Here is a 14,989-nt window from a genome sequence, read left to right as displayed (position 1 = left end):
CCCCCCCCCCCCCCCCCCCCCCCCCCCCCCCCCCCCCCCCCCCCCCCCCCCCCCCCCCCCCCCCCCCCCCCCCCCCCCCCCCCCCCCCCCCGCCGCCCCCCCGCCCCCCCCCCCCCCCCCCCCCCCCCCCCCCCCCCCCCGCCGGCGGCCCCCCGCGCCCGTGTCCGGTCACATCGACGCGATGAGCTTCTCCACGCGCTCGTCGACGCTCTTGAACGGGTCCTTGCACAGCACGGTGCGCTGGGCCTGGTCGTTGAGCTTGAGGTGCACCCAGTCGACGGTGAAGTCGCGCCGCTTCTCCTGGGCCTTGCGGATGAACTCCCCGCGCAGCTTGGCCCGGGTGGTCTGCGGCGGCACGTTCTTGGCCTCGAACACCCGCGGCTCGTGCGCCACCCGCTCCACCTGGCCGTTGCGCTCGAGCAGGTAGTACAGCCCGCGCCGGCGGGAGATGTCGTGGTAGGCCAGGTCCATCTGGGCCACCCGCGGCGAGGACAGCGACAGGCCCCGCTTGCCCCGGTACCGCTCGATCAGCGACAGCTTGGTGGCCCAGTCGATCTCCCGGTCGATGAGCGAGAGGTCCTCGGTGTCGACGGCCTTGAGCACCCGCCCCCACAGCTCCAGCATCTGCCGGTGCACCGGGCCGAAGCCCTCCCGGTCGACGAACTCCGCGGCGCGCGAGTGGTACTCCCCCTGGATCTCCAGCGCGCTCATCTCCCGGCCGTTGGCCAGGCGCACCTTCCGGCGGCCGGTGACGTCGTGGCTGATCTCCCGGATGGCGCGGATCGGGTTCTCCAGCGCCATGTCCCGGATCGGCACGCCGGCCTCGATCATCCGCAGCACCAGGTCGGTGATGGTGACCTTGAGCAGCGTCGTCGTCTCGTTCATGTTCGAGTCGCCGACGATCACGTGCAGCCGCCGGTAGCGCTCGGCGTCGGCGTGCGGCTCGTCGCGGGTGTTGATGATCGGCCGCGAGCGGGTGGTCGCCGAGGACACGCCCTCCCAGATGTGCTCGGCGCGCTGGCTGACGCAGTAGATCGCCCCGCGCGGGGTCTGCAGCACCTTGCCCGCGCCGACGATCAGCTGCCGGCTGACCAGGAACGGGATGAGCACGTCGGCCAGCCGGGAGAACTCCCCGTGCCGGCCGACGCAGTAGTTCTCGTGGCAGCCGTAGCTGTTGCCCGCCGAGTCGGTGTTGTTCTTGAACAGGTAGATGTCGCCGGTGACGCCCTCCTCGGCCAGCCGCTGCTCGGCGTCGACCAGCAGGCCCTCGAGGATCCGCTCACCGGCCTTGTCGTGGACGACGAGCTCGGTGAGGTCGTCGCACTCGGCGGTGGCGTACTCCGGGTGGCTGCCGACGTCGAGGTACAGCCGCGAGCCGTTGCGCAGGAACACGTTGGAGCTGCGCCCCCACGACACGACCCGCCGGAACAGGTAGCGGGCCACCTCGTCCGGGGACAGCCGCCGCTGCCCGCGGAAGGTGCACGTGACGCCGTACTCGGTCTCGATCCCGAAGATCCGTCGGTCCACGGACCGAGCCTAGGCGCCGGATGCGACTCCGGCCGGTTCCCGGGCGTCCCTTCGACGGCGCCGGTCAGCTGCCCCCGTCGGTGCCGCCGCCGACGCCGTCGGCCGGGCCCGGCTGGGGGCCGCTGCCCTCACCCGACCCGCCGGTGCCGCCGGCGGTGTCCGGCGCGGCGGGGTCGCCGAGGCCGGCCGGGGTGCCCGGCTGCGGCGCGCTGGGGACGTGCGCGTGAGTGGTGCCCTCGGGGGCGGCCTCGCCGGCGCTGCGGTCGCCGAGCAGGGTGCCCAGCGCCGCGCCGACGACCCGGCGGAAGGCCCGCTTGGGCCGGCGGCGGTCCAGGACGGCGACCTCGAGCTGGCCGGCCGGCAGCAGGCCGCCGTCGCCGTTGCCCGACATCGCGGGGCTGGACGCCGACAGCGCGCGGACGCCGGTCATCAGCGCGTCGCGCAGCGCCATGCCGGAGCGGAAGTCCTCCCGCAGGCGGCCGGTGACGGCCTCGGCCTGCCCGCCCATGACCACGAAGTCCGGCTCGTCGACCACCGACCCGTCGAAGGTCAGCCGGTACAGCTGGTCCTGCTCGGCGGTCTCGCCGACCTCGGCGACGCAGAGCTCCACCTCGTAGGGCTTCATCTGCTCGGTGAAGATCGCCCCGAGGGTCTGCGCGTAGGCGTTGGCGATGACCCGGCCGGTGACGTCGCGGCGGTTGTAGGAGTAGCCGCGGACGTCGGCCAGGCGCACGCCGGCCACCCGCAGGCTCTCGAACTCGCTGTACCGGCCGACCGCGGCGAAACCGATCCGGTCGTAGATCTCGCCGACCTTGTGCAGCGTGGAGCTGGGGTTCTCGGCGATGAACAGCACGCCGTCGGCGTAGGTGAGGACGGCGACGCTGCGGCCGCGGGAGATGCCCTTGCGGGCGTACTCCGAGCGGTCGCGCATGAGCTGCTCGGGCGAGGCGTAGTACGGCATGGTCATGGCGCTCAGCCCTGCCCCTCGGCGGCGGCCCGCTCGTCGACGATGGTCTTCGCGACGGCGGCGACCTCGTCGTCGGTCAGGCGGACGGCGCCCTCGGCGTCGACGCGGTAGACGATCGGGTACAGCCGGCGCACCGGGTCGGGGCCGCCGGTGGCCGAGTCGTCGTCGGCGGCGTCGTAGAGGGCCTCGACCAGGCTGCGGGTGGCGTCCTCGCCGCTCAGCCCCGGCCGCCAGGTCTTCTTCAGCGAGTTCCGGGCGAACAGCGAGCCGGAGCCGACGGCGGCGTAGCCGCGCTCCTCGTAGTTCCCGCCGGTGACGTCGTAGCTGAAGATCCGGCCCGGGCTGGCGCCGGGAGCGGCGTCGAGGTCGAAGCCGGCGAACAGCGGGACGACGGCCAGGCCCTGCAGCGCGGCGCCGAGGTTGCCGCGGATCATCTGGGCCAGCCGGTTGGCCTTGCCGTCGAGGCTGAGGGTCAGCCCCTCGATCTTCTCGTAGTGCTCGAGCTCGACCTGGTAGAGCCGGACCATCTCGATCGCGATGCCCGCGGCGCCGGCGATGCCGATCACCGACCAGGTGTCGGCCGGGTACACCTTCTCGATGTCGCGGCTGGAGATCAGGTTGCCCATGGTGGCCCGGCGGTCGCCGCCCATGAGGACGCCGCCGTCGTAGGTGACGGAGACGATCGTGGTGCCGTGCGGGGTGAGGTCGCCGGCGTGCACCGACGGCAGCGGGCGCCGCCCGGGCAGCAGGTCGGGGGCGGCCTGGGCGAGGAAGTCGGTGAACGAGGAACCCACCCGGTCCAGGTAGGCGGGCGGGAAGCCGCTCCGGCCGGTGTGCGACTGGGTCAACCCGTCCACCCTCTCCGCACCCCTCGCGGGGTGCTCCTCGACGTGCCGCGGACGTGCCGCGGCGGCTCGTCGCCGACCCTACCGGCGCGACTGCCGGGCCACCCGGGGCGCCGGATGCCCTCCGGAGGGGCAGGACTCACCTGGCAGTCGGTCCCTCCAGGGAGGCGACCAAGGCAGCGACGCGGGCACGCACCACGTCCCGGGTGGGGCATCCAGCGCCGCGGCGGCGGGTCTCGAGCATGCCGGGGTCGGACGGTCGGCGCGGTCTCCCCGGCCCGCGCTGGGAAGGCACCGGAGGATCGGCCGGAGCCGGGGCGGCGCGATGACGCTCGACGTACCCGGCTGCAGCCCGCAACGCCGCCGGGTCGTCCTTGAACTGGCCGAGCCCGCCGTTGCAGTGGAAGCACAACAACTGGCGCACCCTGCCGGTGTCGTGATCGTGGTCGACGTGCGCGGCCGGTGCCGTGCGGCAGATGGCGCACAGCCCGCCCTGCGCCGCCAGCATCGCGTCGGCCTCCTCGGCGGTGATGCCGTACCGCCGCTGGAGGTGGTAGGTCCGCGACCCGCCCACCTTGTCTCTGGAGGCCTTGCCGCGGACGTTGTGGCAGGGCTTGCAGTACGAGTGCACACCGCTCGAGTTGGCGGTGGTCGTGGGGAACTCCGAGATCGGCTTGACGGTGTCGCAGTCCGGACACCACTTGGCCCCGGCCGGCACGTCCCGACCAACCGGAGAGCGGCGGCTCGGTGGACCGAGCCGCCGCCGTCTGGACTCCTGGGACCTCGCCCTCGCGTGGTCACGGCAGTAGAACGCGAGACCGTTCGCTCGTCGCCTGTCGCGGGTGAACCGGTCGAGCGGGCGGGATTCGCCGCAGTCTGGACACCACTTCGGCTCGACCATTCAGGCCGCCGTTCCTGCTAGCCGAGAACGGCTTTCACTGGCCTCCTTTTTGTACATACGAGCGAACGAACTCCTCGGCGTTCTCCTCGAGGACGTCGTCGATCTCGTCGAGGATGGCGTCGACGTCCTCGGACATCTCCTTGTGCCGCTCGGCGACCTCGGTGTCGACCGAGGCCTCGACCTCGTCGCTCTCCTCGCGCGTGCGCGTGGCCCGCTGCTGCCCGCCGGTGTCCCTGGTGGCCATGTGCCCTCCCCTGGTGCGCGCCGAGTGCGTGCTGCTGCCGAAACTACCCGCAGGTACCGACACCCGGCGGCCTCAGCGAGCCGCGCCCAGCCGCGCCAGCAGCGACGCGCGGATCGCAGGGCGCGAGCCGAACACGAGCAGGAACACCGCCTCGCGCGCCGTCCGCTCGGCCACGGAGCCGGCGCGCGCGGCGCCGCTGCCCGTCGCCACCACCAGCGCCCCGGCCGCCCGGTGCGCCAGGGCCGCCGCGGCGGCCCGCGCCTCCGGGAGCTCGCACGGGCCGGCCGCGTCGAGCCGGGCGCGCGCGGCGGCCAGGTCGTCGTCCAGGGGGGAGGGGCCGACCAGCCGGGCGCACCGCCTGACCAGCCCCAGCGCCAGCGAGCCGTTGAGCCGCAGCCCGGCCGCGTCGCCCGCGCGGACCTCGGCCAGCGGGGTCGCACCCAGCAGCCGGCCGGCGGGCACCCGGTGGCCGCGCAGGTGCAGCTCGACCGTCGCGCTGGCCTGCACCGCCACCAGCGGCTGCGGCACCGCCGCGAGCGTCGGCCCCTCCACCGCGTCGGCCAGCACGAACGCGACGTCGTCGCCGTCGCGGGCGGCCACCAGCAGCACGTCGACCAGACCCCAGCCGGTCACCCACGGCACCGCGCCGTCGAGCACGAGGTCGCCGCCGTCCCGGCGCAGCGTCACGGGCGGGGCGTCCGGGCGGGTCGCGGCCTGCAGCGCGATCCCGGCCCGCCGCCGCCCGGCGCACAGGCCGGCCAGCAGCTCCGGGTGCGCCCCGGAGGCGGCCAGCCGCCCGACGACGCCGTGGTGCTGCAGCCACACGAACGCGGTGGCGAGGTCGCCGGCGGCCAGCTCCTCGACCACGGCCGCCAGCGTCGCGCCGTCGCCGTCCAGGCCGCCGGCCTCCGCGGGCCCCACCAGGCCGTAGAGCCCGGCGGCGGCGAGCGCGTCGAGGTGGCCGCGCGGGAGCACGCCGGTGGCGTCGACGTCGGCGGCCGCGGGCGCGAGCAGGTCCTCGGCCAGCGCCCGGGCGACCTGGACCGGGGCGGCCACTAGGAGCCGGTGATGGTGTCGACCAGCTCCTGCGCGCTCGCCGTGGACTCGAACAGCAGGCCCACGTGGTCGCGGGTGCCGCGCAGCGGCTCCATCGTCGGGATGCGCACCAGGTTCTCCCGGCCGAGGTCGAACACCACCGAGTCCCACGACGCCGCGGCCACCTGCGCCGGGAAGCGCCGCAGGCACTCGCCGCGGAAGAAGGCGCGGGTGTCGGCCGGCGGGGTGACCATCGCCCGGGTCACCTCGTCGTCGTTGAGCAGCCGCTGCATCGAGCCGCGGGCCACCAGCCGGTGGTAGAGCCCCTTCTCGGGGCGGACGTCGGAGTACTGCAGGTCCACCAGCTGCAGCCGCGAGTCGCCCCAGGACAGCCCGTCGCGGGAGCGGTAGCCCTCCAGCAGCCGCAGCTTGGCCGGCCAGTCCAGCCGGTCGGCCAGGCGCATCGGGTCGGTGCCGAGGTCGTCGAGGACCTCGGCCCAGCGGCGCAGCACGTCGGTGGTCTGCCCGTCGGCCTCCCCGTTCCGGTCGACGAAGCGCTCGGCGTGGTCGAGGTGGACGCGCTGCAGGTCGAGCGCGGTCATCCGCCGCCCGTCGCGCAGCCGCACCTGCGTGGCCAGCGACGGGTCGTGGCTGACCGCCTGCAGCGTGGCGACCGGCTCCTCGAGCGAGAGGTCCTCGCGCAGCGCCCGCGCCTCGATCATCGCCAGCACCAGCGACGTCGTCCCGACCTTGAGGTAGGTCGACAGCTCGGCGAGGTTGGCGTCGCCGATGATCACGTGCAGGCGGCGGTACTCGTCGGGGTTGGCGTGCGGCTCGTCGCGGGTGTTGATGATCGGCCGCTTGAGCGTCGTCTCCAGGCCCACCTCGACCTCGAAGAAGTCCGCCCGGGAGGAGATCTGGAAGCCCTGGGTGCGGCCCTCGGTGCCGATGCCCACGCGGCCGGCGCCGGCGAACACCTGCCGGGTCACGAAGAACGGGATCAGGCCGCGGATGATGTCGATGAACGGCGTCCGCCGGTCCATCAGGTAGTTCTCGTGCGCGCCGTAGCTGGCGCCCTTGCCGTCGGTGTTGTTCTTGTACAGCTGGATCGGCTGGGTGCCGGGGATGCGCGCGGCCCGGCGGGCCGCCTCGGCCATCACCCGCTCCCCCGCCTTGTCCCAGAGGACGACGTCGCGCGGGTTGGTGACCTCCGGCGTCGAGTACTCCGGGTGCGCGTGGTCGACGTAGAGCCGGGCGCCGTTGGTGAGGATGACGTTGGCCATCCCCGAGTCCTCGTCGAGGTCGGTGTGGTCCAGCGCCTGCGCCGGGGACAGGTCGAAGCCGCGGGCGTCGCGCAGCGGCGACTCCTCCTCGAAGTCCCAGCGCGGGCGGCGGCGGGTCGGGGCGTCGGCGACGGCCCAGGCGTTGACCACCTGGCTGGACAGGGTGGTCGGGTTGGCGGTGGGCTGACCGGGCACCGAGATGCCGTACTCCACCTCGGTGCCCATGACCCGCCGGACGCTCATGCCCCGAGCCTAGGCCGCGGTCGCCGGACGCGAGGATGACCGGGTGACACCGCCACCCCTGGGCCTGCTGCTCGACGTCGACGGCCCGGTCGCCAGCCCGGTGACCCGGACGGTCGCCCCGGCGCTGCTGGAGGACCTGCGGGCGCTGCTGGCCGCGGGCGTCCCCGTGGTGCTCAACACCGGCCGGTCGGCGGAGTTCGTCGGCGAGCGCGTCCTGGCGCCGCTGGCCGCGGCCGGCCTGCCGGGCGGGGCCCGGCTGCACGCGGTCTGCGAGAAGGGCGGCGTCTGGACGTCGGCAGGCCCGGACGGGGCGGGCGAGGTCCACGTCGACCCCGCCCTCGCCGTCCCCGACGTGTGCCGCGCCCTGCTCGCCGACCTGGTGGGCGACGGCTACGGCGACGCGGTGTTCCTCGACGACACCAAGCGGACGATGGCCACGGTGGAGGCGCGCACCGACGTCCCCGCCGCCGTCTACGCCGAGCGGCAGCGGGCCTTCGACGCCGACCTGTTCGCCGCCCTGGTGACCGCGGGACTCGGCGTGCGGCTGGGCGACCGCGACCACCCCGACGCGGCGGGCCGGACGGCGTGGCGGATCGACCCGTCGGTGATCGCGACCGACGTGGAGTCGGTGCTCGCGGGCAAGGCCCGCGGAGCCCGACGCGCGCTGGAGCTGCTGCGGGCCGACGGGCCCCTCCCCCGGCTCTGGCACACCGTCGGGGACTCCGCCACCGACTACGCGATGGCCGACCACCTGCACGGCCTCGGGTTCGACGTCGTCCACGTCGACGTCGGCCCCCGGGCGCCGCTCCACCGGCCGTATCCGGTGCGCACGGTGCCGGGTGCCGCCTACGAGGCCGCCGGCGGGGCGCACCTGCGCGCGCTGGCCGCCCGGCTGGGCTGACCGCGCCGGTGGCCCGGCTCCCGCGACGGGGAGCCGGGCCACCGGCGGCCGGGCCGGACTACAGGTACTGGCCGGTGTTGGTCGCGGTGTCGATGGCGCGGCCGGAGTCGCTGCCCTTGCCGCTGATCAGCGTGCGGATGTAGACGATCCGCTCGCCCTTCTTGCCCGAGATCCGCGCCCAGTCGTCGGGGTTGGTGGTGTTGGGCAGGTCCTCGTTCTCCTTGAACTCGTCGACGCAGGCCTGCATCAGGTGGCCGACCCGCAGGCCCGCCGTCCCCGTCTCCAGGTTCTCCTTGATGGCCATCTTCTTGGCCCGGTCGACGATGTTCTGCAGCATGGCGCCGGAGTTGAAGTCCTTGAAGTACAGGACCTCCTTGTCCCCGTTGGCGTAGGTGACCTCGAGGAAGCGGTTCTCCTCGCTCTCGGTGTACATCCGCTCGACGGTGCGCTGGATCATCGCCTGGATGGTGGCCTCGGCGCTGCCGCCGTTCTCGGCGAGGTCGTCGGCGTGGATGGGCAGCGTCGGCGTCAGGTACTTGCTGAAGATGTCGCGCGCGGCCTCGGCGTCGGGCCGCTCGATCTTGATCTTCACGTCCAGCCGGCCGGGCCGCAGGATCGCCGGGTCGATCATGTCCTCGCGGTTGGAGGCGCCGATGACGATGACGTTCTCCAGGCCCTCGACGCCGTCGATCTCGCTGAGCAGCTGCGGGACGATCGTCGACTCGACGTCGGAGGACACGCCCGACCCGCGGGTGCGGAAGATCGAGTCCATCTCGTCGAAGAACACGATGACCGGGGTGCCCTCGCTGGCCTTCTCCCGGGCCCGCTGGAACACCAGCCGGATGTGCCGCTCGGTCTCCCCGACGTACTTGTTGAGCAGCTCCGGGCCCTTGATGTTGAGGAAGTAGGACTTGGCCTGCCCCTCCCCCTTCACCGCGGAGACCTTCTTGGCCAGCGAGTTGGCCACCGCCTTGGCGATGAGCGTCTTGCCGCAGCCGGGCGGGCCGTAGAGCAGGATGCCCTTCGGCGGGCGCAGCTCGTACTCGCGGAACAGGTCCGCGTGCAGGAACGGCAGCTCGACGGCGTCGCGGATCTGCTCGATCTGCCGGGCCAGGCCGCCGATGTCGGAGTAGTCGATGTCGGGGACCTCCTCGAGGACGAGCTCCTCGACCTCGCTCTTGGGGATCCGCTCGTACACGTAGCCCGACCGCGACTCCAGCAGCAGCGAGTCGCCGACCCGCAGCGGCTGGCCGGTGAGCGAGTCGGCCAGGTAGACCACCCGCTCCTCGTCGGTGTGGCCGATGACCAGGGCCCGCGGCGTCACGCCGTCGATCGGCTCCAGCAGCTCCTTGAGCATGACGACGTCGCCCTGCTTCTCGTAGCCGAGCGCCTCGACGACGTTCATCGCCTCGTTGAGCATGACCTCCTGGCCGGGCCGCAGCTCCTCGGCCTCGACGGCCGGGGACACCGAGACGCGCAGCTTGCGGCCGCCGGTGAAGACGTCGACCGTGCCGTCGTCGTGCCGCCCGAGGTAGACCCCGTAGCCCGACGGCGGCTGACCGAGCCGGTCGATCTCCTCCTTGAGCGTGAGCAGCTGCTCGCGGGCCTCGCGCAGGGTGCCGGCGAGCTTGTCGTTGCGCTCGGAGAGGAAGGCCGCGCGGCCCTCCGCCTCGGCGATCCGCTCCTCGAGCGCCCGCACCTGCCGGGGGCTGTCGGCCACCTTGCGGCGCAGGAGACCGATCTCCTCCTCGAGGTAGGAGATCTGGGAGAGCAGGGCGGAGACGTCACGTTCGCGCCGCGCTCGGAACTCGTCGGGACCGCTGACAGGACCGGGGCCCATCGCGCACCTCCGCACATCGGGGGGAGCCAGGAGGCAAATCTATACACGCCTGCCGACACCGTGCCGGGCACTCGCCGGGGCGCGACTCCCCCCGGCGGGGCTACTTCTGGGGGCGCCGCTGGCGGACCGGAGCGACCACGCCCTCGGCCAGCCGGCGGGCGGTCACGAGGAACGCGGTGTGCGCGACCATGCGGTGCTCGGGGCGCACCGCGAGGCCGACGGCGTGCCACGGGCGGACCAGCGACTCCCACGCGTAGGGCTCGGTCCACACGCCCTGCGCGCGCAGCGCCTCCACGTAGGTGGACAGCTGGGTGACCGTCGCCACGTAGCCGACGAGGACGCCGCCGGGCCGCAGCGCCGCGGCCACGGTGGGCAGCACCGCCCACGGCTCGAGCATGTCCAGGACCACCCGGTCGACGACCTCGTCGGCGGGGTGGTCGGCGAGGTCGCCCAGGCGCAGGTCCCAGGTGTCCGGCACGCCGCCGAAGAAGGCGCCGACGTTGCCGCGGGCGACGTCGGCGAAGTCCTCGCGCCGCTCGTAGCTGGTGACCCGGCCCGACGCGCCGACGGCGCGCAGCAGCGAGCAGGTGAGCGCGCCCGACCCGGCGCCGGCCTCGAGGACCCGCATCCCGGGCCCGATGTCCCCGCTGCCGACGATCTGCGCGGCGTCCTTGGGGTAGATGACCTGGGCGCCGCGCGGCATGGACAGCACGAAGTCGGCCAGCAGGGGCCGGAACGCCAGGTAGCCGGTGTTGGCCGTGGAGTGCACGACCGAGCCCTCCGGCGCGCCGATGAGGTCGTCGTGGGCGATGGCGCCGCGGTGGGTGTGGAACTGCTTGCCGGGCTCGAGGACGACGGTGTGCAGCCGGCCCTTGGGGTCGGTGAGCTGCACCCGGTCGCCGGCGGCGAAGGCGCCCGGCACGCGGGCGGTGACGGCGGCCGGCTGCTCCTCGTCCGCGCTGGTGTCCGCGGGCAGCGGCCCGGCGGCGGGGGCGGCGCTCGTCGCGTTCTGGCTGGGCTCGGGCTGCGGTTCCACGGGCGGCCAGCCTAGGCCAGCGGCGGGACGGGTCCGTCCGGCGCGGGCGCTCGGAACTGTCGGAGGAGCGTCGTAGCGTCGGACGCATGACGGCAGTGGCGCAGGACCCGGCACGCAGCGGCACGGTCTTCCCCGGCACGGCGTCCGACGGCGGCGAGCGGGCCCCCGACGGGGCGAAGGCGCCGCGCCGGCCCTCGCTGTCGCCCAGCCGCGCGGCGGACTTCAAGACCTGCCCGCTGCTCTACCGCTTCCGCACCATCGACCGGCTGCCGGAGAGGAAGAGCGCCGCGGCGGTGCGCGGCACGCTGGTGCACGCGGTCCTGGAGCGGCTCTACGACCTGCCGCCGGCCGAGCGGACCGTCGAGGCGGCCCGCGGGCTGGTGGCGCCGGCGTGGGACGAGCTGCGCGCCGACCCCGAGGTCGAGGCGCTGTTCACCGCCGGCGAGGACGGGGCGGAGCCGCCGTCGCTGGAGGCCTGGCTGGACTCGGCCGGGAAGCTGGTGGAGACCTACTTCACCCTCGAGGACCCCACCCGCATCCAGCCGGAGGGGCGCGAGCAGCTGGTCGAGGTGACGCTGCCCGACGGGCTGCTGCTGCGCGGGTACGTCGACCGGCTCGACGTCGCCCGCAACGGCGCGCTGCGGGTCGTCGACTACAAGACCGGCTCGATGCCGCGCGAGGCGTTCGAGTCCAAGGCCCTGTTCCAGATGAAGTTCTACGCGCTGGTGCTGTGGCGCACCCGCGGCGTGGTGGCCTCCCAGCTCAAGCTCATCTACCTCGGCGACGGCGACGCGCTGACCTACGCCCCCGAGGAGGCCGAGCTCGTCCGCTTCGAGCGGACGCTGCTGGCGATCTGGGCGGCGATCGAGCGGGCGGTGGCCACCGGCGACTTCCGGCCCAACCGCACGCGGCTGTGCGACTGGTGCGACCACCAGGCGCTGTGCCCCTCCTTCGGCGGCACTCCCCCGCCCTTCCCCGCCGAGGCCGCCGCCCGGGCCGGCTGGGCGACGCTGCCGATCGTCGAGCGCGACTGACGCTCCCGCCCCGGCACCGGGCCGCTCCTGCCGGCCCGGCCCGTGGGGACGATCGCGGGACACCGGCGCGGGCAGGCCCCCGCCGGTCGTCGCTCCGCCGCCATGGCGCCGGCCGGCAGGTCGGTCCGGAAGTTGGGGATAACGGTCGACGGACGGGAGCGGCGCGGCGGAGCGAGACGCGCCGGTCCCCGTCGACCGGACGGCGCGCCCGGTCCTAGCGTCGGCGTCCCCGCCATCCAGGAGGCCGGCATGCGCGGCTACCGGGCCGACCACGCCTTCGACGGCGAGCGGGTGCTGCGCGACGGGGCCCTGGTGCTGGTCGACGACGGCCGGATCGTCGCCGTCGAGCCCGCCGGGGCCGCCCCGCCCGACGGCGTCCCCGTGACCGCGCTGCCCGGGACGACGCTGCTGCCGGGCCTGGTCGACACGCACGTGCACCTCTGCGGCGACAGCGGCCCCCGCGCCCTCGACCAGCTCCCCGAGCTGGAGCCGGCGCAGGTGGACGCGATCGTGGCCGCCGCCCTCCGGCAGCACCTGGCCGCCGGGGTCACGGCGGTGCGCGACCTCGGCGACGTCGGCTGGGCGGTGGTCGAGCGGGCACCGGCCGACGGCCCCACCGTGGTCGCGGCGGGCCCGCCGCTCACCTGCCCCGCCGGCCACTGCGCGGGCATGGGCGGCGAGGTCCGGGGCGCCGAGGCGTTGCGGGCCGCGGTCCGCGAGCGCGCCGAGCGGGGCGCGGACGTCGTCAAGCTGATGGCCAGCGGCGGGGCGATGACCGCGGGCACCGACATGGCCGCCTGCCAGTTCAGCGCCGCCGAGGTGCGCGCCGTCGTCGAGGAGGCGCACCGGCTGGGGCTGCCGGTCACCGCGCACGCGCACGCGCTGACCGCCGTCCGGCAGGTGCTGGGCGCCGGCGTCGACGGCATCGAGCACTGCTCGTGCCTGACCGCCACCGGCTGGGGCGTCCCGCCGGCGCTGGCGGAGCAGCTGGCCCGCGCGGGCACCGCCGTCTGCCCGACGCTGGGCCTGGCCGAGGGCGCGGTGCCGCCGCCCCGGGTGCAGGAGCTCATCGACCGGCTGGACATGACCGAGCAGGCGCGCGCCGCCGACGCGGCCCGCCTGCACCGCGCCGGCGTCCGGGTCGTCAGCGGCGTCGACTGCGGCATCGCCCCGGGCAAGCCGCACGGGCTCCTGCCGCGGGCCGTCGCCTCGCTCGCCGACGGCGGGGTGCCCGCTCCCGAGGCGCTGGCGACGGCGACCTCCGTGGCGGCCGCCGCCTGCGGCCTCGGCGGGCGCACCGGGCGGCTGGCGCCCGGCCTGGACGCCGACCTGCTGCTGGTCGACGGCGACCCCACCGTGGACGTGGCCGCGCTGGCGCGGGTGCGGGTAGTGGTCTCCCGCGGCCGGGAGGTCGTGCCGGCCGGCTGAGGGGTCAGCGGCGCGGCGCGGTGTCCCGCCCGAGCAGCAGCCCCTCCAGGTCGGCGAGCCCGACGCCGGCCAGCGTGTCGCGCAGCACCAGGCCCGGCGCGGGCTCCAGCGGCTGCAGCGCGGGCACGCCGAGGACGGTCGCGCCCGCGGCCAGCCCGGCGGCCACCCCGGCCGCGGAGTCCTCGACGACGACGCAGTCCGCCGGGTCCACGCCGAGCGCGGCGGCGGCCTGCAGGTAGGGCGCCGGGTCGGGCTTGCGGGCGGGCACCTCGTCGCCGCAGACGGTGAGGTCGAACGGCGGCACGTCCGGGAACGCGCCCTCGACGTGCGCGATGACCACGTCGGCCAGGCGGCGCGGCGTCGTCGTCACCAGGGCCGTGGGCAGCGCGGCGGCGCGCACCTCGGCCAGCAGCTCGCGTGCGCCGGGCCGCCAGTGCAGGTCGGTGGCGAGCAGGCCGGCGACGGTCTCCTCCACCCAGGCGACGTCCGCGCGGGTCTGCTCGGCGGTGCGCTCGATCCCGAGGTCGGCCTGCAGGATCCGCATCGACGTCGCCATGCTGGTGCCGACGGTGGCCTCGCGGGCGGCGGCGCTCAGCTCACCGCCCAGGCGCCGGGCGAGGGCGAACAGGGCGTGTCCCCAGTGCTGCTCGGACTCCACCAGCGTGCCGTCCATGTCGAAGAGCACCGCGCGCAGGGCGGATCGGGTGTCGGGTTCAGGGAGGATCACGGCAGGTCTCTCGGGCAGACGGCAGGGGTGCGACGGCCCGCGCCGGCCGACGTCCCCAGTGTCCCACCGCGCCGGACCGGACCGGCGCCCGCACGCGAGGCGGTCAGTCCTCGACGCGGAACCCGATCTTGAGCGTCACCTGGACGTGCGCGACGTCGCCGTCGACGACCTGGCCCCGCACCTCCTGGACCTCGAACCACTCGACGTGCCGGATGGTCTGCGACGCCTTGCCGATCGCGGTGCGGATCGCGTCGTCGATGCCGGTCGGGCTGCTGCCGACGACCTCGGTCAGCCGGTACACGTGGTTGGCCATGGCGGTCTCCTCCCCGGGACGGCGGCGCCGTCCCGGGGTGATCCTGGCCCGGCCGAGGCCGGGCGCGGGAGGGCTCAGGCCCGGCGGCGGGCCCGCCGCAGCACCACCGCGCCGACCCCGCCGGCCACGGCGACGCCGATCGCGAGCCCGGTGCCGTTGCCCTCGGCCGGCATCTGCGTCGAGGGCGGGCACGCCGCGTCGGCCTTGCGGGCGGCGAGGTCGGTGCTGCCCAGGTGCCACATCGGGCCGCCGCCGTTCTCGACGGTCACGGAGAACACGCCGTGCCGAACCCCGGGGGCGAAGGTGGTCGGCTGCGGCTCGCCGAGCGGGGCCGGCGTCACCTGGTTGGCCGGGCCGACCGGGATGTCCACCGTCTCCCCGGTGCGGTTGTCGTAGCCGAACACCGCCGTCCAGCTGCCGTCGGCGTGCCGGACGACGCAGTCGACCAGCGGCACCACGTCGGGCGGGTCGGCGCGGTTCGGCGCCGCCCCGGCGACGCCGGGGGTGAGGGCGACGGCCGCGCCGACCGCGGTGGCCGCGAGGCCCCGCGCCAGGCGGCCCCGTCGCGTCGTCGAGCGTCCCGTCGTGTCCATGCCGTCCCTCGTGTCGCTGGTGAGCTGCACCTGACACGGGCCCATCGGCAGACGCGGGGGCGGCGGGGAGCC

Annotated in this window: 15 protein-coding genes; 3 read left to right on the top strand and 12 right to left on the bottom strand. The window is 75.2% G+C overall.

Annotated features, from left to right (window positions below; translation table 11 throughout):
• Window positions 1-168: 168 nt before the first annotated feature.
• From pafA to dop, 7 genes are all read right to left on the bottom strand, one after another.
• Entirely contained in the window at window positions 169-1,527 is a 1,359-nt protein-coding gene (gene pafA, locus ACI8AK_RS19220) for a Pup--protein ligase (RefSeq protein ID WP_387989687.1), read from the bottom strand.
• A gap of 64 nt (window positions 1,528-1,591) precedes the next feature.
• Window positions 1,592-2,494: a proteasome subunit alpha gene (prcA, locus tag ACI8AK_RS19215; protein ID WP_387989684.1), complete on the bottom strand. Its 903-nt coding sequence runs from the start codon at window positions 2,492-2,494 to the stop codon at window positions 1,592-1,594.
• Between the two features lie 5 nt (window positions 2,495-2,499).
• Window positions 2,500-3,342 (bottom strand): proteasome subunit beta, encoded by an 843-nt coding sequence (gene prcB, locus ACI8AK_RS19210; protein WP_387989681.1) that lies wholly within the window; start codon window positions 3,340-3,342, stop codon window positions 2,500-2,502.
• A gap of 136 nt (window positions 3,343-3,478) precedes the next feature.
• Window positions 3,479-4,057, bottom strand: coding sequence for an endonuclease VII domain-containing protein (locus ACI8AK_RS19205; protein WP_456957565.1), 579 nt, complete (start codon window positions 4,055-4,057; stop codon window positions 3,479-3,481).
• 217 nt (window positions 4,058-4,274) lie between these two features.
• On the bottom strand, window positions 4,275-4,484 hold the full coding sequence (locus ACI8AK_RS19200) for a ubiquitin-like protein Pup (protein ID WP_456957563.1): 210 nt from the start codon (window positions 4,482-4,484) through the stop codon (window positions 4,275-4,277).
• A 72-nt stretch (window positions 4,485-4,556) separates the two neighbouring features.
• Window positions 4,557-5,540 (bottom strand): acyl-CoA dehydrogenase family protein, encoded by a 984-nt coding sequence (locus ACI8AK_RS19195; protein WP_456903012.1) that lies wholly within the window; start codon window positions 5,538-5,540, stop codon window positions 4,557-4,559.
• Window positions 5,540-7,045 carry a depupylase/deamidase Dop gene (dop, locus tag ACI8AK_RS19190; protein ID WP_456957561.1) on the bottom strand — a complete coding sequence of 502 codons (1,506 nt, stop codon included), beginning with the start codon at window positions 7,043-7,045 and terminating at the stop codon, window positions 5,540-5,542. Before dop ends, ACI8AK_RS19195 begins: the two co-directional genes overlap by 1 nt.
• Window positions 7,046-7,088: 43 nt before the next feature.
• Here dop and ACI8AK_RS19185 point away from each other — a divergent pair, with 43 nt between their 5' ends.
• Window positions 7,089-7,946 carry a hypothetical protein gene (locus ACI8AK_RS19185; protein WP_456957559.1) on the top strand — a complete coding sequence of 286 codons (858 nt, stop codon included), beginning with the start codon at window positions 7,089-7,091 and terminating at the stop codon, window positions 7,944-7,946.
• Window positions 7,947-8,004: 58 nt separating this feature from the next.
• Here ACI8AK_RS19185 and arc read toward each other — a convergent pair whose 3' ends face one another.
• Together arc and ACI8AK_RS19175 are read right to left on the bottom strand one after the other, a co-directional pair.
• The gene (gene arc / locus ACI8AK_RS19180; RefSeq protein ID WP_387989665.1) at window positions 8,005-9,786 is read right to left on the bottom strand and encodes a proteasome ATPase; all 1,782 of its coding nucleotides are present in this window, start codon (window positions 9,784-9,786) and stop codon (window positions 8,005-8,007) included.
• A gap of 100 nt (window positions 9,787-9,886) precedes the next feature.
• Window positions 9,887-10,822 (bottom strand): tRNA (adenine-N1)-methyltransferase, encoded by a 936-nt coding sequence (locus tag ACI8AK_RS19175; protein WP_456957556.1) that lies wholly within the window; start codon window positions 10,820-10,822, stop codon window positions 9,887-9,889.
• Between the two features lie 86 nt (window positions 10,823-10,908).
• Here ACI8AK_RS19175 and ACI8AK_RS19170 point away from each other — a divergent pair, with 86 nt between their 5' ends.
• Both ACI8AK_RS19170 and ACI8AK_RS19165 read left to right on the top strand, forming a co-directional pair.
• The gene (locus ACI8AK_RS19170) at window positions 10,909-11,856 is read left to right on the top strand and encodes a RecB family exonuclease (protein ID WP_456957554.1); all 948 of its coding nucleotides are present in this window, start codon (window positions 10,909-10,911) and stop codon (window positions 11,854-11,856) included.
• Between the two features lie 249 nt (window positions 11,857-12,105).
• Window positions 12,106-13,284 carry an amidohydrolase family protein gene (locus tag ACI8AK_RS19165; RefSeq protein ID WP_456957552.1) on the top strand — a complete coding sequence of 393 codons (1,179 nt, stop codon included), beginning with the start codon at window positions 12,106-12,108 and terminating at the stop codon, window positions 13,282-13,284.
• A 4-nt stretch (window positions 13,285-13,288) separates the two neighbouring features.
• Here ACI8AK_RS19165 and ACI8AK_RS19160 read toward each other — a convergent pair whose 3' ends face one another.
• From ACI8AK_RS19160 to ACI8AK_RS19150, 3 genes are all read right to left on the bottom strand, one after another.
• Window positions 13,289-14,011, bottom strand: a complete 723-nt coding sequence (locus tag ACI8AK_RS19160) for an HAD family hydrolase (RefSeq protein ID WP_387989656.1) — start codon at window positions 14,009-14,011, stop codon at window positions 13,289-13,291.
• A 103-nt stretch (window positions 14,012-14,114) separates the two neighbouring features.
• Window positions 14,115-14,324, bottom strand: a complete 210-nt coding sequence (locus ACI8AK_RS19155) for a dodecin (RefSeq protein ID WP_387989654.1) — start codon at window positions 14,322-14,324, stop codon at window positions 14,115-14,117.
• Window positions 14,325-14,398: 74 nt separating this feature from the next.
• On the bottom strand, window positions 14,399-14,917 hold the full coding sequence (locus ACI8AK_RS19150; protein WP_456903017.1) for a hypothetical protein: 519 nt from the start codon (window positions 14,915-14,917) through the stop codon (window positions 14,399-14,401).
• Window positions 14,918-14,989 lie beyond the last annotated feature (72 nt).

The sequence above is a fragment of the Geodermatophilus sp. SYSU D00867 genome, from assembly GCF_054050315.1.
This window is presented reverse-complemented; position numbering and strand designations above follow the sequence as displayed.